Source organism: Pseudomonas sp. HMWF021 (assembly GCF_003061005.1).
Classification (GTDB): Bacteria; Pseudomonadota; Gammaproteobacteria; order Pseudomonadales; family Pseudomonadaceae; genus Aquipseudomonas.
In genome coordinates, this window is sequence record NZ_QAIK01000067.1 from 20,124 (window position 1) to 40,099 (window position 19,976).

The window sequence follows — 19,976 nt, forward strand, 5'->3', positions numbered from 1 at the left end:
CTGCATTCGGACATCGTCGCGCCGTACATCCTGCATTACGGCAGCGAGGCGCTGAAGCAAAAGTACCTGCCGAAACTGGTCTCTGGCGAGATGGTCAGCGCGATTGCCATGACCGAGCCGGGTGCCGGCTCCGACCTGCAAGGGGTCAAGACCACGGCGGTGCTGGACGGGGACGAGTATGTGATCAACGGCTCCAAGACCTTCATCACCAACGGCTTTCTGGCTGACCTGGTGATCGTGGTCGCCAAGACCGATCCCAAGGCCGGTGCCAAGGGCACCAGCCTGTTCGTGGTGGAAGCGAATACGCCGGGCTTCGAGAAGGGCAAACGCCTGGAAAAGGTCGGAATGAAGGCCCAGGACACGTCGGAACTGTTCTTCCAGGACGTGCGCGTGCCGAAGGAAAACCTCTTGGGGCAGGCCGGGGCAGGGTTTGCCTACCTGATGCAGGAACTGCCACAGGAGCGCCTGACCGTGGCGATCGGTGGGCTGGCCTCAGCCGAGGCTGCGCTGAAGTGGACGCTCGATTACACCCGTGATCGCAAGGCGTTTGGCAAGGCGATTGCCGACTTCCAGAACACCCGCTTCAAGCTGGCGGAGATGGCTACGGAGATTCAGATCGGCCGGGTCTTTGTCGACAAGTGCCTGGAGCTGCATCTGCAAGGCAAGCTGGATGTGCCGACGGCGGCGATGGCCAAATACTGGGGCACTGACCTGCAATGCAAAGTGCTCGACGAGTGCGTGCAGTTGCATGGCGGCTACGGCTTCATGTGGGAATACCCGGTGGCCCGGGCGTGGGCGGATGCGCGGGTGCAGCGGATCTATGCCGGCACCAATGAAATCATGAAGGAGATCATCGCGCGGTCGCTGTGAGAGCCTGAAAAGATCGCAGCCTGCGGCAGCTCCTACACCGGATCGGTGTGAACCCTGTAGGAGCTGCCGCAGGCTGCGATCTTTTTACTTACGGTGCCGGGTTCGGATGATCCTTGTGAATCGCCTCGATCCCCGCCAGCACTTCATCGGAAAGTTTCAGATCAAAACTGGCAATGTTGCTGTCCAGTTGCTCAAGCGTCGTTGCGCCAATGATGTTGCTGGTGACGAACGGTTGCTGGGTGACGAACGCCAGGGCCATCTGCGCCGGATCCAGACCGTGTTCACGGGCCAGGGCCACGTAACGGCTGCAGGCGGCTTCCGATTGCGCGTTGAAATAGCGGCTGAAGCGGCTGTAGAGGCTCAGGCGGCCTTTTGGCGGACGAGCGCCACCTTCGTATTTGCCCGACAGGAAACCGAATGCCAGCGGCGAATAGGCGAGCAGGCCACATTGTTCACGGATGGCGATTTCCGCCAGGCCGATTTCGAAGCTGCGGTTGAGCAGGTTGTACGGGTTCTGGATCGACACTGCGCGCGGCCAGCCACGGGCCTCGGCCAGGGCGAGGAAGCGCATGGTGCCCCATGGTGTCTCGTTGGACAGGCCGATGTGGCGAATCTTGCCGGCCTTCACTTGCTCGTCGAGCGCTTCGAGGGTGTCTTCGAGCGGCGTCAGGTTGGCTTCGATCTTGTGTTTGTAACCCAGTTGGCCGAAGAAATTGGTGCTGCGCTCCGGCCAGTGCAACTGGTAGAGGTCGATGTAGTCGGTCTGCAGGCGCTTGAGGCTGGCATCCACCGCTTCGGTAATGTGCTGGCGGTTATGGCGCAGGTTTTTGTCGCGGATGTAATCGATGGTGTTGCCGGGACCGGCGATCTTGCTGGCGAGGATCCAGTCGGCGCGGTCACCACGGCTTTTGAAGTAATTGCCGATGTAGCGCTCGGTGGTGGCGTAGGTTTCGGCTTTCGGCGGCACCGGGTACATCTCGGCGGTGTCGATGAAATTGATCCCGGCTTCCTTGGCCCGCTCGATCTGGGCGAAGGCTTCAGCTTCAGTGTTTTGCTCGCCCCAGGTCATGGTGCCGAGGCAGATTGCACTCACGTTCAGGTCGGTACGGCCTAGCTGGCGATAGTCCATCGGGTGCTCCTTGGGCAAAACAATCATAAAAGCAGGTTGAAAATTTTTTCGCAATCTGCATAATTGCTGACCTCTTTCTGCAGTGGAAGTGATGCGCCGCCGCCGAAGAATCTTGCCGTTGAACGGACGCGCCGACCCGAGCCCCCGAAAGCGTCTGTATCCGGCTGCCTTTGACTTGTCAAAGTACGCACTATTCAGTAAGATCCGCCGTCTTATTTACAGGCGGCCCCTGAGGCTATAAAGAATGAAAACTTTTACTGCTAAACCGGAAACAGTAAAGCGCGACTGGTTTGTCGTCGACGCTGCTGGTCAGACCCTGGGTCGTCTGGCCACCGAAATCGCGAGCCGTCTGCGTGGCAAGCACAAGCCTGAGTACACTCCTCACGTTGACACCGGCGACTACATCGTCGTAATCAACGCCGAGCAGATCCGTGTTACCGGCGCTAAAACCACTGACAAAATGTACTACTCCCACTCCGGTTTCCCGGGCGGCATCAAGTCGATCAACTTTGAAAAGCTGATCGCCAAGGCCCCTGAGCGCGTGATCGAGACCGCGGTTAAAGGCATGCTGCCTAAAAACCCACTGGGTCGCGACATGTACCGTAAGCTGAAAGTCTATGCGGGCGCTGCACACCCTCATACTGCTCAGCAGCCCCAAGAACTGAAGATTTAACGGAATAGTTCATTATGTCGGCGACTCAAAATTACGGCACTGGCCGTCGCAAGACCGCAACCGCACGCGTTTTCCTGCGTCCGGGTACTGGTAACATCTCCATCAACAACCGCTCCCTGGACTCGTTCTTCGGCCGCGAAACTGCCCGCATGGTAGTTCGTCAGCCGCTGGAACTGACCGAGACTGTCGAGAAGTTCGACATCTACGTCACTGTCATCGGCGGTGGTGTAAGTGGTCAGGCTGGCGCAATCCGCCACGGCATCACTCGCGCTCTGATGGACTACGACGAAACCCTGCGTAGCGCTCTGCGCAAAGCTGGCTTCGTTACTCGCGACGCCCGTGAAGTTGAACGTAAGAAAGTTGGTCTGCGTAAAGCGCGTAAGCGTCCGCAGTACTCGAAGCGTTAATTCGTTTCCACGTTCAAAAAAGAACGCCCGATTCCTCACGGAACCGGGCGTTTTTTTATGCCTGCGATTTATCAAAAGAATTGCGCTGTGACAACTTGCCACATTCGTAGACCCCCTATACTGCAAGGCTTGAGGGTGTGAGCTCCGGGTAATTCCCTTGTCAGAATTGGGGCTTTTCATTACCATCTCGGCAAAATTTTTATAAGTAACATTGATTTATTTAGTAGATGCCTGATTTAACAGGCCACAAAGCTGATGGGAGAGGACTGAATGAGCAATGACGGCGTGAATGCAGGCCGGCGTCGCTTCTTGGTAGCAGCCACATCCGTGGTGGGTGCTGCAGGAGCGGTGGGGGCTGCGGTCCCGTTCGTGGGGTCATGGTTTCCCAGTGCCAAGGCGAAAGCCGCCGGTGCACCGGTGAAAGTGAATGTCAGCAAGATCGAGCCAGGACAGCAGATGATTGCCGAGTGGCGCGGCCAGCCGGTGTTCATTGTCCGCCGCACTGCGGAAATCCTGGGGAATCTCAAGAAGATCGAGGGCCAGCTCTCCGATCCGACTTCCAAAAACTCCACGCAACCTACCTATGTCGATCCTGAAGTGCGTTCGATCAAGCCGGAAATTCTGCTGCTGATCGGGATCTGCACTCACCTGGGTTGCTCACCAACCTTCCGTCCCGAAGTGGCACCTGCGGATCTGGGTAAAGACTGGGTCGGCGGCTATTTCTGCCCTTGCCACGGTTCCCACTACGATCTGGCTGGCCGCGTCTACAAGTCGCAACCTGCGCCTTTGAACCTGCCAGTTCCCCCGCATTCCTATGAGACCGATGACCTGATTGTCATTGGCGTCGATACGGAGAAAGCGTGATGAGCAAGTTCATGGATTGGGTTGATGCGCGCTTCCCCGCGACCAAAATGTGGGAAGACCATCTCAGCAAGTATTACGCGCCAAAAAACTTCAACTTCTTCTATTTCTTCGGCTCGCTGGCACTGCTGGTGCTGGTCAACCAGATTGTCACCGGTGTCTGGCTGACGATGAGCTACACCCCTTCGGCAGAAGAGGCATTCGCTTCCGTCGAATACATCATGCGCGACGTCGAGTACGGCTCGATCCTGCGTCTGCTGCACTCCACCGGCGCTTCGGCGTTCTTCATCGTGGTCTATCTGCACATGTTCCGTGGCCTGCTCTACGGTTCGTATCAGAAACCCCGTGAGCTGGTATGGGTCTTCGGCATGCTGATCTACCTGGCGCTGATGGCTGAAGCGTTCATGGGTTACCTGCTGCCGTGGGGCCAGATGTCCTACTGGGGCGCCCAGGTGATCATTTCGCTGTTCGGTGCGATCCCGGTGATCGGCAACGACCTGACCCAGTGGATTCGTGGTGACTACCTGATCTCCGGGATCACCCTGAACCGCTTCTTCGCCCTGCACGTCGTGGCCCTGCCGATCGTGATCCTCGGTCTGGTGGTGCTGCACATTCTGGCGCTGCACGAAGTCGGTTCGAACAACCCTGACGGCGTCGACATCAAGAAGCACAAAGATGAAAACGGTGTGCCGCTGGATGGCATTGCGTTCCACCCGTACTACACCGTGAAAGACATTGTCGGCGTGGTGGTGTTCCTGTTCATCTTCTGTTTTATCGTGTTCTTCTTCCCGGAAATGGGCGGCTACTTCCTCGAAAAACCAAACTTCGAGCAAGCCAACCCGTTCAAGACACCCGAGCACATTGCCCCGGTCTGGTACTTCACGCCGTTCTACGCGATCTTGCGTGCGATCCCGGACAAACTCATGGGCGTTATCGCCATGGGCGCCTCGATTGCCTTGCTCTTCGTGCTGCCGTGGCTTGACCGCAGTCCGGTCAAATCGATGCGCTACAAGGGCTGGATGAGCAAGATCTGGCTGGTGGTGTTCTGCATCGCGTTCGTGATCCTCGGCATTCTGGGTGTACTCGCCCCGACTCCGGAGCGCACGCTGGTATCGCAGGTCTGCACCTTCCTGTACTTCGCCTACTTCATTCTGATGCCGTTCTACACCAGGCTCGAGAAGACCAAACCGGTTCCGGAAAGGGTGACTGGCTGATGAAAAAGTTATTTTTTGCTCTGATTTTCGCTGCTTTGCCTGCCCTGTCTTTCGCCGCCGAACATGGTGGCCCGGAGCTGGAAAAAGTCGATATCGACGTGTCCGACAAAGCTGCCCTGCAAGACGGTGCGCGCACCTTCGCCAACTATTGCATGGGTTGCCACAGTGCCAAGTTCCAGCGTTACGAGCGGGTGGCCGATGACCTCGGCATTCCCCACGACATGATGCTCGAGAAACTGGTGTTCACTGGCGCCAAGATCGGCGACCACATGAACATCGGCATGCAGCCAACGGACGCCAAGACCTGGTTCGGTGCTGCGCCGCCGGACCTGACCCTGGTGGCTCGCGTACGTGGCACCGACTGGCTCTACGGTTATCTGCGCTCGTTCTACGAAGATCCGGCGCGCCCTTGGGGTGTGAACAACAAGGTCTTCCCGAACGTCGGCATGCCCAACGTGCTGGTCGGCCTGCAAGGTCGTCAGGTGGTGGGCTGCAAGCAAGTGCAGATCGTCGAGGACGGCAAGAAGCAATATGATCCGCTGACCGGTACGCCGTTGACCCATGAAGCGTGCGATCAGTTGACCATCGTGCCGAAAACCGGTGCTCTGAACGAAGAGCAGTTCGATGAGAAGGTCAAGAATCTGGTAACCTTCCTGGCTTACTCGGCTAACCCGGTTAAGCTGCAACATCAGCGCATCGGTACCTACGTCTTGCTGTACCTGGCGTTCTTCTTTGTGTTCGCCTACCTGCTCAAGCGTGAATACTGGAAAGACGTGCACTGATACGCTTCAAGCATTGCTGTTAATCGCGCGCGCCCAAGGGCGCCTCCGATAACGCAAGGTCTGGTTCGCCAGGCATTGCGGGAGGCGCCCTCTGGGCGCGCGCGTTTTTCCGGTTCCGATCATTTCAACAAGCGAGGAGGATCGCCATGGGCGTGACCAATCGGTTGGCCTGTTACTCCGACCCCGCCGACCACTATTCCCACCGAGTGCGCATCGTGCTTGCAGAGAAGGGTGTCAGCGCCGAAATCATTTACGTGGAAGCTGGCCGCCAGCCGCCTAAACTGATTGAGGTGAACCCTTACGGCAGTCTCCCGACGCTGGTCGATCGTGACCTGGCGTTGTGGGAGTCGACCGTGGTGATGGAATATCTGGATGAGCGTTACCCGCATCCGCCACTGATGCCGGTTTATCCGGTGGCGCGTGCCAACAGCCGCCTGCTGATTCACCGTATTCAGCGCGACTGGTGTGGGCTGGTGGATCTGATCCTGGATCCGAAAACCAAGGAAGCCGCGCGTGTCGTGGCGCGCAAGGAATTGCGTGAAAGCCTGACGGGCGTGTCGCCGCTGTTTGCCGACAAGCCGTTCTTCCTCAGTGAGGAACAAAGTCTGGTGGATTGCTGCCTATTGCCAATACTCTGGCGTTTGCCGATTCTGGGTATTGAACTGCCGCGGCCGGCCAAGCCGCTGCTTGATTATATGGAGCGCCAGTTTGCGCGTGAGGCTTTCCAGGCGAGTCTGTCTGGCGTCGAACGCGATATGCGCTAAGGCTTAAGGAGCCGCTATGAACTCCAGTCGACCTTATCTGGTCCGCGCGCTCTACGAGTGGATTGTGGATAACGATTGCACCCCGCACATGCTGGTCAATTCCGAGTACCCGGCAGTGCAGGTGCCACAGGGTTTTGCCAGTGACGGGCAGATTGTCCTGAACATTTCGCCCAGCGCCGTGCGTCACTTGCACATGGACAACGACGTGGTGACCTTCGAGGGTCGCTTCGGTGGCGTTCCGCACAGCCTGTATGTGCCGATCAGTGCGATCCTGGGCATTTACGCTCGGGAAAACGGTCAGGGCATGGTGTTCGATCTCGAGTCGCCGATGGATGACGAAGGCGATATCGAGCCCGATGACGATCTGCCGCCACCGGACAGCGAGCCGCCGCGCCCAAGCGGCCGGCCAAGTTTGAAAGTGGTGAAATAATAAAAAAGGCGACCCGGAAGGGTCGCCTTTTTTATATCTGTTCTATTCCTGTAGGAGCTGTCGAGTGGAACGAGGCTGCGATCTTTTGATCTTGATCTTAAAAACAAAATCAAAAGATCGCAGCCTGCGGCAGCTCCTACATGGGTATCGGTCAGTCGATGTATTCGAACAGCTTGACGATTTTCTGTACGCCGGAAACGCCTTGCACCAGGTTGGTCGCCTGTTGCGCTTCCTGCTTGGTCAACAGGCCCAGCAGGTAGACGATACCGTTCTCGGTCACGACTTTGATGCGCGAGCCGGGAATGCTGGCGTCGGCAAGCATCTGGGTCTTGATCTTGGTGGTCAGCCAGGCATCGTTCTGGCGGGCGAGGAAGCTTGAAGGGGCAATGACCTGCAGCTCGTTGTGTACTTTTTTCACGCGCTGGACGTTGGCGGCGGCCTGTTCGGCCTTGGCCTTGAGGTCTTCACGCGGCGTCTGGCCGGCGAGCAGCACCACGCCGTTGAAGCTGGTGACAACGATGTGCGAGTCCTTGTCCAGCGCCGGATCGGCCTTGGCCACATTGACGCCGACTTTGGTCTCGATCAGCGAGTCATCGATTTTACTGCCGAAGGTCCGGGTGCCACGGTCATCTTCAATCGGCGCTTCACGGCTGGCATTCACCACCGAGGTGCAGCCGCTGATGCCCAGGCACAGAGTCAAGGCCAGAAGGCCAAGGCGATTAGGGGTCATTCTTCACTCCCGAACAGTTGGCTGTCGATCAGATCGCAGAGGCAATGGATCGCCAGCAGGTGGACTTCCTGAATACGTGCAGTGACGTGGGCCGGTACGCGGATCTCCACGTCTTCAGGCAGCAGCAATGAAGCCATGCCGCCGCCATCGCGGCCAGTCAATGCTACGACAACCATTTCGCGATCATGTGCGGCCTGGATCGCCTGAATAATGTTTGCCGAGTTGCCGCTGGTCGAAATCGCCAGCAACACATCGCCTGGCTGACCGAGCGCGCGGATCTGCTTGGAGAACACTTCGTTATAGCTGTAGTCGTTGGCGATCGAGGTGATCGTCGAGCTGTCGGTGGTCAGGGCGATGGCCGGCAGGCTCGGGCGTTCGCGCTCGAAGCGGTTGAGCAACTCCGAGGAGAAGTGCTGGGCGTCGCCGGCCGAGCCGCCATTGCCGCACGAAAGCATTTTGCCTTCGTTGAGCAGTGCGTTGACCATGATCTGGCTGGCTTGCTCGATGTGCGGTGCAAGTACGTCCATCGCCTGTTGCTTGGTGTCGATACTGGCCTGGAAAAGCTGGCGAATTCGGGATTGCATGTCCATCTGTGTGACCTTAAGTAGCGCGGCTGTTCGGCACATGAAAGTGCAGCCCGCAAAGCAAAGAGCAAAAATTGTCGGTGAAAGTGTCCGGGGTGGTGTGCAGAGAATCAACCATCGAACGCATTCTGCAACCAGTTCAACTGATCCGGGTGCCTGTCGATGGCCACCACGTCGAAGCGGCAAGGGGAATCGGCCCAGCGTGATTCACGCTGAAGAAAATACTGTGCGGCGAAAATCAGTTTCTGCCGTTTGCGCTCATCGATGCTAGCGAGCGCGCCACCCCATTGAGTGTTTTTTCTGTAGCGGACTTCGACGAATACTACTGTATCGCCATCAAGCATGACCAGATCAAGCTCGCCCCGTTTGCATGACCAGTTCTGCGCCAGCAGGCGCAGACCCTGGTGTTGCAGATGCTCGAGCGCCTGGCGCTCGGCATCTTTACCACTTTGCAGGTGCGAGCCGTCGGGCATCAGCGCGGGGTGTCCGGCAGGCGCTGAACCTGACCGCTGACGAACTGCGCCCAAGGCAGCTGGCGTACGACGCGCTGAGTCTGGGTCATGCCGAGGCTGCCGGATTCACCTTCGATGCGGCTGTCCGGCAGGGCCTTGAGTTGACCCAGGCGCGGTGCCAGGCGATACGCATCCACGCCCATCGCGTACAGGCGACCGAGGCTGCCGGCGGCCTGTGGCCATTGCGCAACCACTTGCTGACGCAGCGGGTCGCTGGTTTCCAGCAACCATGGGGTTTCGCAGAAGCGCACGCCGTTCATGTCGTTGTACTGATTCACGTCGCCGCTGGCGCTGTACACGTGGGAAGTCGCGTAGACCGGAACGTCACCGGCGTACTGGAAGTTCAGGGTCGGCTTGATCTGCTGCGCCTGTTGCGGGGTGGCTGCCAGGAAGATGAATTCGATGTCCTGACGGCGTGACGGCTGTGCGGCTACGTTGGTGCCAGCGGCGTTCTGCAGGCTCTTGGCGCGGGCTTCGCTTTGACGCAGCTGGAACATGTCGGCGATCTGCTGGGCCAGTTGCACCGGCTGATCGACACGTTCGGTGGCGACAATGCTGCCGCCGTTGGCTTGCCAGTCCTGGCTGAACGCACGCAGTACGCGATCGCCCCATTCGCCTTTCGGCACCATGATGGCGGCGCGATGCAGGCCGTCGGCGCGGGCACGGCGCGAGACTTCGCGGGCTTCGTCTTCAGCGGCCAGACCAAACTGGAACAGTTGCACCGGACCTTGATCACCTTCGCTGTAGTTCAGCGCGAGGGTGGTGATCGGCAGTTGCGGACGGGTGCTGAGTTGTTTGACCAGCGGTTTTTCCAGCGGGCCGACCACCAGTTGCACGCCATCGGCCTGGGCCTTGCGGTAGAACTCGTCCATCGAGGTCAGTTTGGAGCTGTCGTAGAACTCGATGGCGGGCGGCTTCTGGCCGGCCTGTTGCGCTTGATAGTGCGCAGCCATGAAGCCTTCACGCAGGGCCTTGCCGACCGAGGCCAGCGGGCCGTCCTGCGGCAGCAGCAGAGCGATCTTGCTCAGGGGCTGGCTGGCCAGTTCCTTGAGTTTGGTCAGTGGCAGCGGCAGGTTGATTGCTGCCGGGTGTTTCGGGTTCTGAGCGCGCCAGTTGTCGATCGCCGCTTGCTGTTGCTCCAGGGTGCCAGCGGTTTTCACCGCCAGGGCCAGGCCCATCCAGCCGCCGAGATCGTCGGAGGTGTTGGCTTGCAGTTGATCGGTTGGCAGCGAAGCGATCAGCGTCCAGATGGCTTCGTGGTTCTTGCTCGCGGCTTCGCCTTTGAGCATTGGTGCAATGAAGATGCGCTCGCGAGCGGCCGCCAGAGTCTGGCCATCGGCTTCCAGTGCGCGGGCATGCACGGTGCCGGTGCGTACTTGCTGGTCTTCCGGCATCTCGCTCAGGTGCTGCAGGCTCGGATGGCTCAGGGCCGTCAGCGCGGCTTTCGGCTGATTGCGGGTCATCGCCAGTTCAGCAGACAGGGTGCTGGCGAAGATCTGCTGGCCTGGCTTCAACTGCTCCATCGGCACTTGTTGCAGGATCTGCGCGGACTGGCCGGCGTTGCCCTGGCGATAAGCCAGGTCGGCCGCGCTCAAGCGCAACAGGGCGGCTTTTTCCGGCGTCTTGGCCTGGGTCGCCTGTTCGAGCAGTTGCTCGATGCTGGCATCCGGAGTCCGTGGAAGTTCGCCAAGGCTGGAGGAAGGGGAGCTGGCGCAGGCCGCCAGCAAGGCAGCGAGGCAGAGGGCAGTGAACAGCCGCAGGCAAGCGATCATGTAAGTGTTCCTGATACTCGATCAAATTAGCGTGGAATTGTACCCAAGCACTGGCCGGGGCGCGATGTTACTGGCGTGAAACCGTCAATTTAGCTGAAGCAAATGTTGCAGCGCTGCACAGGGATGCGCAAAACCGGCGTCGGCCGGAGCGCATCGCAAGCCTCGTGACGCGTTACAATGCCGGCTTTTACCGATCATGAGGTGTGCGCTTTGACTGCTCCAGGTCCTTTGAATTCCGCTGCTGGCTCGCTTTATGTGGTGGCGACGCCCATCGGCAACCTGGACGACATCAGCGCCCGGGCTCTGAAAATCCTCCGCGAAGTGGCGCTCATCGCTGCTGAAGACACGCGCCACTCCGCGCGGTTGATGCAGCACTTCGGCATTGCCACGCCATTGGCGGCGTGCCATGAACATAACGAACGTGATGAAGGTAGCCGCTTTATTACCCGTTTGCTGGCGGGCGACAACGTCGCGCTGATTTCCGATGCCGGGACACCGCTGATTTCCGATCCGGGTTATCACCTGGTACGGCAGGCGCGGGCAGCTGGAATCAATGTGGTGCCGGTGCCGGGTGCCTGCGCGTTGATCGCGGCGCTGTCGGCGGCGGGGCTGCCCTCCGACCGGTTCATCTTCGAAGGCTTCCTGCCGGCCAAGTCGGTGGGGCGCAAGGCACGTCTGGAAGCGGTCAAGGAAGAGCCGCGCACACTGATTTTCTACGAGGCCCCGCATCGTATTCTTGAGTGTCTGCAGGACATGGAAGCGGTGTTCGGCGGCGAGCGTCAGGCGTTGCTGGCCCGGGAAATCACCAAGACGTTCGAAACGCTCAAAGGTTTGCCGCTGGCTGAGCTTCGGGCATTTGTCGAGTCGGACAGCAATCAGCAGCGCGGCGAATGCGTGGTGCTGGTGGCGGGCTGGTCCGCGCCGGAGTCCGAAGACGCGGTGAGCAGCGAGGCCATGCGCGTTCTCAACCTGCTGCTGGAAGAGATGCCGCTCAAGCGCGCCGCCGCTCTGGCTGCGCAAATCACCGGTGAACGCAAGAACGTGCTGTACCAGGTCGCGCTGGATCAGCAGAAGGGCGAGTAACCCGTCGCGCAGACCGGTCTGGCGGCTATTAGCGCTTGTTCTTCGGGCGCTCTGCCGTTAACCTGCGCGGCGGAGAGTCGATCGGACAGTCGCTGCCCTCTATGAAAATTAGAGGGGGGAGGAAAGTCCGGGCTCCATAGGGCGAAGTGCCAGGTAATGCCTGGGAGGCGTGAGCCTACGGAAAGTGCCACAGAAAATAACCGCCTAAGCGCCTGGCGCCGGTAAGGGTGAAAAGGTGCGGTAAGAGCGCACCGCACGTCTGGCAACAGTTCGTGGCTAGGTAAACCCCACTTGGAGCAAGACCAAATAGGGTCCCAAGGCGTGGCCCGCGCTGGGACCGGGTAGGTTGCTAAAGATGTCCAGCGATGGCCATCGTAGACGAATGACTGTTCAAGACAGAACCCGGCTTACAGATCGACTCTCCACCTTTTTCTTTCCCTGCTTGAATCTTTGGTATCAGGGCTGTGTATTATCGGCAGGCCTGCGCTAAAGTTCGGCAGCGGCGAATGCAGTAATAGCCATTTCCCACCTTGCTTCAATCAACAGCAGAAGCGCTTTTGTAATACCGAAAAAATCTTACTCTTAACAAATTACTTTAACTTTCGAGCGCAGCTTTCAGTGCTGCATCAAGTTATTGGTCGAAAGTCTCCGTCAGATTCTCGTTGCCCCTCCTTTTAAGCTCCTAAATCTCCGTTCTGTAAGGGTTTTCCTTTAATCCGCGCCTTGACGGTGTGGTGGGCGCATTCCTATAGTGTGCGCAAGTGGCGGAAAGTGGCATGAAGTGGGTTTTTTGAGCTCAAAACGATAAAAATTGGAGAAACGCTGACGTGTTTCGCGGAGCTAACGCTATCAGTCTCGACGCAAAGGGCCGTCTCGCCATGCCGAGCCGGTACCGTGACGAGCTCGTTTCGCGTAGTTCCGGTCAACTTATCGTGACCATTGATGCCGTTGATCCGTGCCTGTGTGTCTACCCGCTCGATGAGTGGGAAATTATTGAAACCAAGTTGCGCGCACTCCCTTCGCTACGCGAAGAGAACCGTCGCCTGCAACGTTTATTGATTGGTAATGCCGTCGACCTCGAGCTCGATGGCAGTGGTCGTTTTCTGGTTCCGCCGCGTCTGCGCGAATACGCAAAGCTCGATAAGCGCGCGATGCTGGTAGGCCAACTGAACAAGTTCCAATTGTGGGACGAGGATGCATGGAACGCGGTATCTGCCGCTGACCTTGCTGCTATTCAACAACCGGGCGCCATGCCTGACGAACTGCGTGATTTGATCCTGTGACTATTGATAGCGGCTTTAACCACATCACCGTACTGCTTGACGAAGCCGTCGAGGCTCTCGCCGTACGCCCTGATGGCTGCTATCTGGACGGTACGTTCGGGCGCGGCGGGCACAGCCGGCTGATCCTCAGCCAGCTCGGGCCGGACGGTCGACTCATCGGGTTCGACAAGGATCCTCAGGCGATTGCCACCGGGCAAACGCTAGCGGCCGAAGACGGCCGCTTTGTCGTTGTGCAGCGCAGCTTTGCCGAACTGGGTTCGGTGGTTGCCGAGCAGGGTCTGAGCGGCAAGGTCAGCGGTATCCTGCTCGATCTCGGCGTGTCTTCGCCGCAGTTGGATGACGCCGAGCGCGGCTTCAGTTTCCTCAACGACGGCCCGCTGGACATGCGCATGGATCCGTCCCGTGGCATCAGCGCTGCCGAATTCGTCAACACCGCACCGGTGGAAGAAATCGCCCGGGTGTTCAAGGAATACGGCGAAGAACGTTTCTCCGGGCGCATGGCCCGTGCCGTGGCCGAGCGCCGCGACATCAAGCCGTTCGAGCGCACCGCCGATCTGGCCGAAGTCCTGAAAGTCGCCAACCCGGCGTGGGAAAAGGGCAAGAACCCCGCCACCCGCGCGTTCCAGGGCTTGCGCATTCACGTCAACAACGAACTGGGTGATCTGGAAGCCGGCCTCGAAGCCGCACTGGATGCTCTGGAGATCGGTGGCCGCCTGGTGGTCATCAGCTTTCACTCGCTGGAAGACCGTATCGTCAAACTGTTCATGCGCAAGCTGGTAAAAGGCGAAGCCGACAACCTGCCGCGCAACCTGCCGGTTCGCCACGTGGCGTTCGAACCGAAAATCAAAGTCCATGGCAAAGCGCAGACGGCCTCTGATGCCGAACTCAAAGCCAACCCACGTTCCCGTAGCGCTGTCATGCGTGTCGCGGAGAAGTTGCGGTGAGCAAGCTTTTCGCCAAGCCCCTGCCGGGCGGCAGCTTTATCATGCTGCTGCTGTTCGTCGGCGTGCTCGTGTCGGCCATTGGCGTGTCTTACAGCGCGCACTGGAACCGGCAGTTGCTCAACAATCTTTATAACGAACTCAGCGTGCGCGACAAGGCGCAGGCCGAGTGGGGGCGCCTGATTCTCGAGCAAAGCACCTGGACTGCGCACAGCCGCATCGAAGTGCTGGCCACCGAACAACTGAAGATGCACATCCCTGGCGCGGCTGACGTGAAGATGGTGGCGCCATGATGAAACTCGAAGGCGCACTTTTCCCGTGGCGCTTCCGCCTGATGGTGGCCCTGCTCGGCGTGATGGTTGCGGCGATCTGCTGGCGCATCATCGACCTGCAAGTGGTTGACCGTGACTTCCTCAAGGGGCAGGGCGACGCGCGCAGTCTGCGTCATATTCCGATTCCTGCGCACCGTGGTCTGATCACCGACCGCAATGGCGAACCTCTGGCCGTGAGTACCCCGGTGACCACCCTGTGGGCCAACGCAAAGGAAATGCAGACCGCCAAAGAGAAGTGGCCAGCACTGGCCGCGGCGCTGGGGCAGGATCCGAAAGCCTTGGCCGAACGCCTTGAAGCGCAAGCCAATAAAGAATTCATCTATCTGGTGCGCGGGCTGACCCCCGAGCAAGGCCAGGCTGTGCTCGACCTGAAAGTGCCGGGCGTTTACGGCATCGAAGAGTTCCGCCGCTTCTATCCGGCTGGCGAGGTCACCGCGCACATGGTCGGCTTTACCGACATTGACGATCACGGACGCGAAGGCGTCGAGCTGGCCTACGACGAGTGGCTGGCCGGTGTGCCGGGCAAACGGCAGGTCATCAAGGATCGGCGCGGTCGGCTGATCAAGGATGTCCAGGTCACCAAGAACGCCAAGGCCGGCAAGCCCTTGGCGTTGTCGATTGACCTGCGCCTGCAATACCTGGCCAACCGCGAATTGCGCAACGCGATCATCGAGAACGGCGCCAAGGCCGGCAGCCTGGTGATCATGGACGTGAAGACCGGCGAGATTCTTGCCATGGTCAACCAGCCGACCTATAACCCGAACAACCGTCGCAACCTGCAACCGGCGATGATGCGTAACCGCGCGATGATCGACGTGTTCGAACCGGGTTCGACCATGAAAGCGATCTCGATGAGCGCCGCGATCGAGTCCGGTCGCTGGAAGCCGAGCGACACCGTCGAGGTGTATCCGGGTTCCCTGCAGATCGGCAAGTACACGATCAAGGACGTTTCCAAGACCGAAGGTCCGGTGCTGGACATGACCGGTATCCTGATCAATTCCAGTAACGTCGGCATGAGCAAGGTCGCGTTCGATATCGGCGGTGAGACCATTTACCGTCTCGCCCAGAAAGTCGGCCTCGGCCAGGACACCGGCCTCGGTTTCCCGGGCGAGCGTGTCGGCAACCTGCCGAACTACCGCGACTGGCGCAAGGCTGAAACCGCGACGCTGTCTTACGGCTACGGTATTTCCGTGACCGCGATCCAGCTGGTGCACGCATTCTCGGCGCTGGCCAACAACGGTCGTCTGGCGCCGCTGACCCTGATCAAAACCGACAAGCCGCCGCAGACCACCCAAGTGCTGCCGGAAGCGGTGGCGAAAACCATGCAGGGCATGCTGCAGCAAGTGATCGAAGCACCGCGCGGCGTGTTCCGTGCGCAGGTGCCGGCGTATCACGTGGCCGGCAAGTCGGGTACTGCGCGCAAAACGTCGGTGGGCACCAAGGGCTACGCCGAAAACTCGTACCGCTCGTTGTTCGCCGGTTTCGGCCCGATGAGCGATCCGCGTTACGCCATCGTGGTGGTGATCGATGAACCGTCCAAGGCCGGTTACTTCGGTGGTCTGGTGTCGGCGCCGGTATTCAGCCGTGTGATGTCCGGCACCCTGCGTCTGATGAACGTGACCCCGGACAACCTGCCGACCACCCAACAGGCCAACGCTACCCCGGTCGTTCCGCTGAAAGCCAATGGAGGGCGCGGCTGATGTCTCTTAGTCTGAACAAGATATTTCCCCACGCCGGCCACGATCTGCTGATCCGTGAACTGGCGCTGGACAGCCGCAACGTACGTGCGGGTGATCTTTTCCTCGCTGTGCCCGGCGGCAAGTTCGATGGTCGTGCGCACATCGCCGATGCCTTGCAGCGCGGCGCGGCGGCGGTTGCCTACGAAGTGGAAGGCGCCACCGTGCTGCCGATCACCGAAGTGCCGTTGATTCCGGTCAAAGGTCTGGCGGCGCAGCTGTCCGATATCGCCGGGCGTTTTTATGGCGAACCGAGCCATCACCTGAACCTGATCGGCGTGACCGGCACCAACGGCAAAACCAGCGTGACCCAACTGGTTGCGCAGGCACTGGATCTGCTCGGTCAGCACTGCGGCATCGTCGGCACGCTGGGCTCCGGCTTCTATGGCGCGCTGGAAAGTGGTCTGCATACCACGCCGAATCCGATTGCCGTGCAAGCGACCCTCGGCGACCTGAAAAAGGCCGGGGCCAAAGCCGTGGCCATGGAAGTGTCGTCCCACGGTCTGGATCAGGGCCGGGTCACCGCGTTGGCGTTCGACGTTGCGGTGATGACCAACCTGTCCCGCGATCATCTGGATTATCACGGCACCATGCAGGCGTACGCCGAGGCCAAGGCCAAGCTGTTCGCCTGGAATGACCTGAAGTGCCGCGTGGTCAACCTCGACGACGATTTCGGTCGGCAACTGGCCGCCGAAAAACGTGAGTCGCGGCTGATCACCTACAGCTTGCTCGACAGCAGCGCCTACCTGTTCTGCCGTGAAGCGCAGTTCGATGACCACGGCGTGCGTGCCACGCTGGTCACGCCGCAGGGCGAGCACCATCTGCGCAGCACGCTGCTGGGCCGTTTCAACCTGAGCAACGTACTGGCGGCGGTCGGTGCCTTGCTCGGTCTGGACTATGCCCTCGACGAAATTCTCAAGGTGCTGCCGAAACTCGAAGGCCCGGCCGGACGCATGCAGCGTCTGGGTGGCGGCACTCAGCCGCTGGTGGTGGTCGATTACGCCCACACCCCGGATGCCCTGGAAAAAGTTCTGACCGCGCTGCGCCCACACGTCAAAGGCCAGTTGCTGTGCCTGTTCGGCTGTGGCGGCGACCGCGATCGCGGCAAGCGTCCGCTGATGGCCGAAGTGGTCGAGCGTCTGGCTGATCGCGTACTGGTCACCGATGACAACCCGCGCACGGAAGACCCGGCGCAGATTTTCGATGACATCCGCGCCGGTTTCACCGCTGTGGATAAGGTAACCTTCGTCGCCGGCCGTGGTCAGGCGATCGCCCAGCTGATTGCCGGTGCGTCGGCGGATGACGTGATCGTTCTGGCGGGCAAAGGTCACGAGGACTATCAGGAAATCAACGGCGAACGTCACGCGTTCTCCGATCTGGTCGAAGCCGATCATGCCCTCACCGCATGGGAGGTGGCCCATGCTTAAGGCGCTGAAATTGAGCGAGCTGACCAACGTGCTCGACGCACGTCTGATCAGCACCGATGCCAGTTTCGACGGTGTCAGCATCGACAGCCGTGCGATTACTGCTGGCCAACTGTTTATTGCCCTGACGGGCCCGCGCTTCGATGGTCACGACTATCTGAACGACGTCGCCGGCAAAGGCGCGGTCGCGGCGCTGGTCGAGCGCGAAGTGCCCGACAGCACCTTGCCGCAACTGCTGGTCAAGGACACCCGCCAGGCCCTCGGTCAGTTGGGCGCGCTGAACCGTGCCGCGTTCACGCAACCGGTCGCAGCCATCACCGGCTCCAGCGGCAAGACCACGGTCAAGGAAATGCTCGCGAGCATCCTGCGCACCCGGGGTGCCGTGCTCGCCACGCGTGGCAATCTGAACAACGACCTCGGCGCGCCGCTGACCCTGCTCGAACTGGCCCCGGAACACACCGCCGCCGTGATCGAGCTGGGCGCATCGCGTCTGGGTGAAATCGCCTATACCGTCGGGCTGACCAAGCCGCATGTGGCGATCCTCAACAACGCGGGTACTGCCCACGTTGGCGAATTTGGCGGCCCGGAAAAAATCGTCGAGGCCAAGGGCGAGATCATCGACGGTCTGGCGGCGGATGGCATCGCTGTCCTCAACCTCGACGACAAGGCCTTCGGTATCTGGAAGACCCGTGCCGGTGCGCGCAAGGTGCTGACCTTCTCCCTGAGCAATCCTCAGGCAGACTTCTACGCCAGCGACCTGAGCACCGATGCCCGGGGTTGCCCGGCCTTCAACCTGCATACACCTGAAGGTGTGGAGCACGTTCAACTGAACCTGCTCGGCACCCATAACGTCGCCAACGCCATGGCTGCCGCCGGTGCCGCACATGCCCTGGGCGTTTCGCTGTTCGGCATCGCCACCGGGCTTGGCGCGGTACAACCGGTCAAGGGTCGCACCGTCGCGCAGCTGGCGAAAAACGGCATGCGCGTGATCGATGACACTTACAACGCAAACCCCACCTCCATGTGCGCTGCCGTTGATATACTCGCCGGCTTTTCCGGCCGCACCGTCCTGGTGCTCGGAGATATCGGCGAGTTGGGCGACTGGGCGGAGCAGGGGCACCGCGACGTGGGCGAATACGCCCGTGGCAAGGTTTCCGCGCTTTACGCGGTCGGGCCGAACATGGTCCACGCCGTGAACGCATTCGGTAAAGAGGCGCATCACTTCGGCACGCAAGCTGAACTGATCAAAGCCCTTGATGCCGAGCAGGACACAAACACCACCATTTTGATCAAGGGTTCGCGCAGTGCAGCGATGGAAAACATCGTTGCGGCTCTGTGCGGGTCCAGTCTGGAGAAACATTAATGCTGCTGCTGCTAGCGGAGTATCTGCAACAGTTCTACAAAGGCTTCGCGGTCTTCCAGTACCTGACCCTGCGCGGGATTCTCGGTGTGCTGACCGCGCTGGTTTTGTCGCTGTGCTACGGCCCGTGGATGATCCGTACCCTGCAGAACCGTCAGATCGGTCAGTCCGTACGCAATGACGGCCCGCAATCGCACCTGTCCAAGTCGGGTACGCCGACCATGGGCGGCGCGCTGATTCTGTCTTCCATCGGCGTCAGCACTCTGCTGTGGGCTGACCTGAGCAACCGCTACGTGTGGGTCGTGCTGCTGGTGACCCTGCTGTTCGGCGCCATCGGCTGGGTCGACGATTACCGCAAAGTGATCGAGAAGAACTCTCGCGGCTTGCCAAGCCGCTGGAAGTATTTCTGGCAGTCGGTGTTCGGTCTGGGCGCGGCGATCTTCCTTTATATGACCGCGACCACGCCGGTGGAAACCACGCTGATCCTGCCGATGCTCAAGGACTACAGCATTCCGCTGGGCGCCGGTTTCATCGTACTGACCTACTTCGTGATCGTCGGTTCGAGCAACGCGGTCAACCTGACTGACGGCCTCGACGGTCTGGCGATCATGCCTACCGTGATGGTCGGCGGCGGTCTGGGGATTTTCTGCTACCTGTCGGGTAACGTGAAATTCGCCGAGTACCTGCTGATCCCTTACGTGCCGGGCGCGGGCGAGCTGATCGTGTTCTGCGGCGCACTGATCGGTGCCGGACTCGGATTCCTGTGGTTCAACACCTATCCGGCGCAAGTGTTCATGGGCGATGTCGGTGCTCTGGCACTGGGTGCGGCACTGGGCACCATTGCGGTGATCGTCCGTCAGGAAATCGTCCTGTTCATCATGGGCGGCGTGTTCGTGATGGAAACCCTGTCGGTGGTTATCCAGGTTGCTTCTTTCAAAATGACCGGTCGCCGCGTGTTCCGCATGGCACCGATTCATCACCACTTTGAACTCAAGGGCTGGCCCGAGCCACGCGTGATCGTCCGTTTCTGGATCATCACCGTGATTCTCGTGCTGATCGGCCTTGCCACCCTGAAGCTGAGGTAGAACG

Annotated in this window: 21 protein-coding genes and 1 other RNA gene; 17 read left to right on the forward strand and 5 right to left on the reverse strand. The window is 59.9% G+C overall.

Features of this window, described 5'->3' with window-relative positions:
- Nucleotides 1–870 (forward strand): acyl-CoA dehydrogenase family protein (locus DBR18_RS09880; protein WP_256588660.1); only part of this gene is annotated, 870 nt, incomplete at its 5' end.
- Nucleotides 871–958: 88 nt separating this feature from the next.
- Here DBR18_RS09880 and DBR18_RS09885 read toward each other — a convergent pair.
- Complete coding sequence (locus DBR18_RS09885) at nt 959–1,999, reverse strand: NADP(H)-dependent aldo-keto reductase (protein WP_041073179.1); 1,041 nt, start codon at nt 1,997–1,999, stop codon at nt 959–961.
- A 244-nt stretch (nt 2,000–2,243) separates the two neighbouring features.
- Here DBR18_RS09885 and rplM point away from each other — a divergent pair, with 244 nt between their 5' ends.
- From rplM to DBR18_RS09920, 7 genes are all read left to right on the forward strand, one after another.
- Complete coding sequence (gene rplM / locus DBR18_RS09890) at nt 2,244–2,672, forward strand: 50S ribosomal protein L13 (RefSeq protein WP_003228062.1); 429 nt, start codon at nt 2,244–2,246, stop codon at nt 2,670–2,672.
- A gap of 14 nt (nt 2,673–2,686) precedes the next feature.
- Entirely contained in the window at nt 2,687–3,079 is a 393-nt protein-coding gene (gene rpsI / locus DBR18_RS09895; protein WP_007961615.1) for a 30S ribosomal protein S9, read from the forward strand.
- Between the two features lie 270 nt (nt 3,080–3,349).
- Entirely contained in the window at nt 3,350–3,943 is a 594-nt protein-coding gene (gene petA, locus DBR18_RS09900; RefSeq protein WP_003228055.1) for a ubiquinol-cytochrome c reductase iron-sulfur subunit, read from the forward strand.
- Nucleotides 3,943–5,154, forward strand: coding sequence for a cytochrome bc complex cytochrome b subunit (locus DBR18_RS09905; RefSeq protein ID WP_007961618.1), 1,212 nt, complete (start codon nt 3,943–3,945; stop codon nt 5,152–5,154). Before petA ends, DBR18_RS09905 begins: the two co-directional genes overlap by 1 nt.
- Nucleotides 5,154–5,936, forward strand: a complete 783-nt coding sequence (locus DBR18_RS09910) for a cytochrome c1 (protein WP_108590188.1) — start codon at nt 5,154–5,156, stop codon at nt 5,934–5,936. Before DBR18_RS09905 ends, DBR18_RS09910 begins: the two co-directional genes overlap by 1 nt.
- 146 nt (nt 5,937–6,082) lie before the next feature.
- Entirely contained in the window at nt 6,083–6,700 is a 618-nt protein-coding gene (locus DBR18_RS09915) for a glutathione S-transferase N-terminal domain-containing protein (RefSeq protein ID WP_003228048.1), read from the forward strand.
- A 16-nt stretch (nt 6,701–6,716) separates the two neighbouring features.
- A complete protein-coding gene (locus DBR18_RS09920; protein WP_108590189.1) occupies nt 6,717–7,130 on the forward strand; it encodes a ClpXP protease specificity-enhancing factor in 414 nt (137 codons plus the stop codon).
- A 151-nt stretch (nt 7,131–7,281) separates the two neighbouring features.
- Here DBR18_RS09920 and DBR18_RS09925 read toward each other — a convergent pair whose 3' ends face one another.
- The 4 genes from DBR18_RS09925 to DBR18_RS09940 form a co-directional block, all read right to left on the reverse strand.
- A complete protein-coding gene (locus tag DBR18_RS09925; RefSeq protein WP_108590190.1) occupies nt 7,282–7,860 on the reverse strand; it encodes a BON domain-containing protein in 579 nt (192 codons plus the stop codon).
- The gene (locus DBR18_RS09930) at nt 7,857–8,450 is read right to left on the reverse strand and encodes a phosphoheptose isomerase (RefSeq protein ID WP_025109297.1); all 594 of its coding nucleotides are present in this window, start codon (nt 8,448–8,450) and stop codon (nt 7,857–7,859) included. Before DBR18_RS09930 ends, DBR18_RS09925 begins: the two co-directional genes overlap by 4 nt.
- A gap of 104 nt (nt 8,451–8,554) precedes the next feature.
- On the reverse strand, nt 8,555–8,917 hold the full coding sequence (locus tag DBR18_RS09935) for a YraN family protein (protein WP_007961623.1): 363 nt from the start codon (nt 8,915–8,917) through the stop codon (nt 8,555–8,557).
- Nucleotides 8,917–10,728, reverse strand: coding sequence for a penicillin-binding protein activator (locus DBR18_RS09940; protein WP_108590191.1), 1,812 nt, complete (start codon nt 10,726–10,728; stop codon nt 8,917–8,919). Before DBR18_RS09940 ends, DBR18_RS09935 begins: the two co-directional genes overlap by 1 nt.
- Nucleotides 10,729–10,905: 177 nt before the next feature.
- Here DBR18_RS09940 and rsmI point away from each other — a divergent pair, with 177 nt between their 5' ends.
- The 9 genes from rsmI (at nt 10,906) to mraY (ending at nt 19,972) form a co-directional block, all read left to right on the forward strand.
- Nucleotides 10,906–11,811, forward strand: coding sequence for a 16S rRNA (cytidine(1402)-2'-O)-methyltransferase (gene rsmI, locus DBR18_RS09945; RefSeq protein ID WP_108590192.1), 906 nt, complete (start codon nt 10,906–10,908; stop codon nt 11,809–11,811).
- A gap of 73 nt (nt 11,812–11,884) precedes the next feature.
- Nucleotides 11,885–12,237, forward strand: an RNA gene (gene rnpB, locus DBR18_RS09950) — RNase P RNA component class A.
- 401 nt (nt 12,238–12,638) lie between these two features.
- Complete coding sequence (gene mraZ / locus DBR18_RS09955) at nt 12,639–13,094, forward strand: division/cell wall cluster transcriptional repressor MraZ (protein ID WP_003205355.1); 456 nt, start codon at nt 12,639–12,641, stop codon at nt 13,092–13,094.
- A complete protein-coding gene (rsmH, locus tag DBR18_RS09960) occupies nt 13,091–14,038 on the forward strand; it encodes a 16S rRNA (cytosine(1402)-N(4))-methyltransferase RsmH (protein ID WP_371921081.1) in 948 nt (315 codons plus the stop codon). Before mraZ ends, rsmH begins: the two co-directional genes overlap by 4 nt.
- Entirely contained in the window at nt 14,035–14,328 is a 294-nt protein-coding gene (ftsL, locus tag DBR18_RS09965) for a cell division protein FtsL (protein WP_108590193.1), read from the forward strand. Before rsmH ends, ftsL begins: the two co-directional genes overlap by 4 nt.
- On the forward strand, nt 14,328–16,067 hold the full coding sequence (locus tag DBR18_RS09970; protein ID WP_177325714.1) for a penicillin-binding protein 2: 1,740 nt from the start codon (nt 14,328–14,330) through the stop codon (nt 16,065–16,067). Before ftsL ends, DBR18_RS09970 begins: the two co-directional genes overlap by 1 nt.
- Nucleotides 16,067–17,530 carry a UDP-N-acetylmuramoyl-L-alanyl-D-glutamate--2,6-diaminopimelate ligase gene (locus DBR18_RS09975; RefSeq protein WP_108590194.1) on the forward strand — a complete coding sequence of 488 codons (1,464 nt, stop codon included), beginning with the start codon at nt 16,067–16,069 and terminating at the stop codon, nt 17,528–17,530. Before DBR18_RS09970 ends, DBR18_RS09975 begins: the two co-directional genes overlap by 1 nt.
- The gene (gene murF / locus DBR18_RS09980; protein ID WP_108590195.1) at nt 17,523–18,890 is read left to right on the forward strand and encodes a UDP-N-acetylmuramoyl-tripeptide--D-alanyl-D-alanine ligase; all 1,368 of its coding nucleotides are present in this window, start codon (nt 17,523–17,525) and stop codon (nt 18,888–18,890) included. Before DBR18_RS09975 ends, murF begins: the two co-directional genes overlap by 8 nt.
- Nucleotides 18,890–19,972 (forward strand): phospho-N-acetylmuramoyl-pentapeptide-transferase, encoded by a 1,083-nt coding sequence (gene mraY, locus DBR18_RS09985; RefSeq protein ID WP_007961631.1) that lies wholly within the window; start codon nt 18,890–18,892, stop codon nt 19,970–19,972. The genes murF and mraY overlap by 1 nt, the downstream gene beginning before the upstream one ends.
- Nucleotides 19,973–19,976 lie beyond the last annotated feature (4 nt).

Excerpts from the sequence above, each read along its gene's own strand:
- rplM (WP_003228062.1), top strand. The coding sequence starts at position 2,244 with ATGAAAACTTTTACTGCTAAACCGGAAACAGTAAAGCGCGACTGGTTT.
- DBR18_RS09905 (WP_007961618.1), top strand. The coding sequence starts at position 3,943 with ATGAGCAAGTTCATGGATTGGGTTGATGCGCGCTTCCCCGCGACCAAA.
- DBR18_RS09910 (WP_108590188.1), top strand. The coding sequence starts at position 5,154 with ATGAAAAAGTTATTTTTTGCTCTGATTTTCGCTGCTTTGCCTGCCCTG.
- DBR18_RS09925 (WP_108590190.1), bottom strand. The coding sequence starts at position 7,860 with ATGACCCCTAATCGCCTTGGCCTTCTGGCCTTGACTCTGTGCCTGGGC.
- rsmI (WP_108590192.1), top strand. The coding sequence starts at position 10,906 with ATGCCGGCTTTTACCGATCATGAGGTGTGCGCTTTGACTGCTCCAGGT.
- DBR18_RS09885 (WP_041073179.1), bottom strand. The coding sequence starts at position 1,999 with ATGGACTATCGCCAGCTAGGCCGTACCGACCTGAACGTGAGTGCAATC.
- DBR18_RS09920 (WP_108590189.1), top strand. The coding sequence starts at position 6,717 with ATGAACTCCAGTCGACCTTATCTGGTCCGCGCGCTCTACGAGTGGATT.
- mraY (WP_007961631.1), top strand. The coding sequence starts at position 18,890 with ATGCTGCTGCTGCTAGCGGAGTATCTGCAACAGTTCTACAAAGGCTTC.
- rpsI (WP_007961615.1), top strand. The coding sequence starts at position 2,687 with ATGTCGGCGACTCAAAATTACGGCACTGGCCGTCGCAAGACCGCAACC.
- murF (WP_108590195.1), top strand. The coding sequence starts at position 17,523 with ATGCTTAAGGCGCTGAAATTGAGCGAGCTGACCAACGTGCTCGACGCA.
- petA (WP_003228055.1), top strand. The coding sequence starts at position 3,350 with ATGAGCAATGACGGCGTGAATGCAGGCCGGCGTCGCTTCTTGGTAGCA.
- DBR18_RS09940 (WP_108590191.1), bottom strand. The coding sequence starts at position 10,728 with ATGATCGCTTGCCTGCGGCTGTTCACTGCCCTCTGCCTCGCTGCCTTG.
- DBR18_RS09915 (WP_003228048.1), top strand. The coding sequence starts at position 6,083 with ATGGGCGTGACCAATCGGTTGGCCTGTTACTCCGACCCCGCCGACCAC.
- DBR18_RS09970 (WP_177325714.1), top strand. The coding sequence starts at position 14,328 with ATGAAACTCGAAGGCGCACTTTTCCCGTGGCGCTTCCGCCTGATGGTG.
- DBR18_RS09930 (WP_025109297.1), bottom strand. The coding sequence starts at position 8,450 with ATGGACATGCAATCCCGAATTCGCCAGCTTTTCCAGGCCAGTATCGAC.
- DBR18_RS09975 (WP_108590194.1), top strand. The coding sequence starts at position 16,067 with ATGTCTCTTAGTCTGAACAAGATATTTCCCCACGCCGGCCACGATCTG.
- DBR18_RS09935 (WP_007961623.1), bottom strand. The coding sequence starts at position 8,917 with ATGCCCGACGGCTCGCACCTGCAAAGTGGTAAAGATGCCGAGCGCCAG.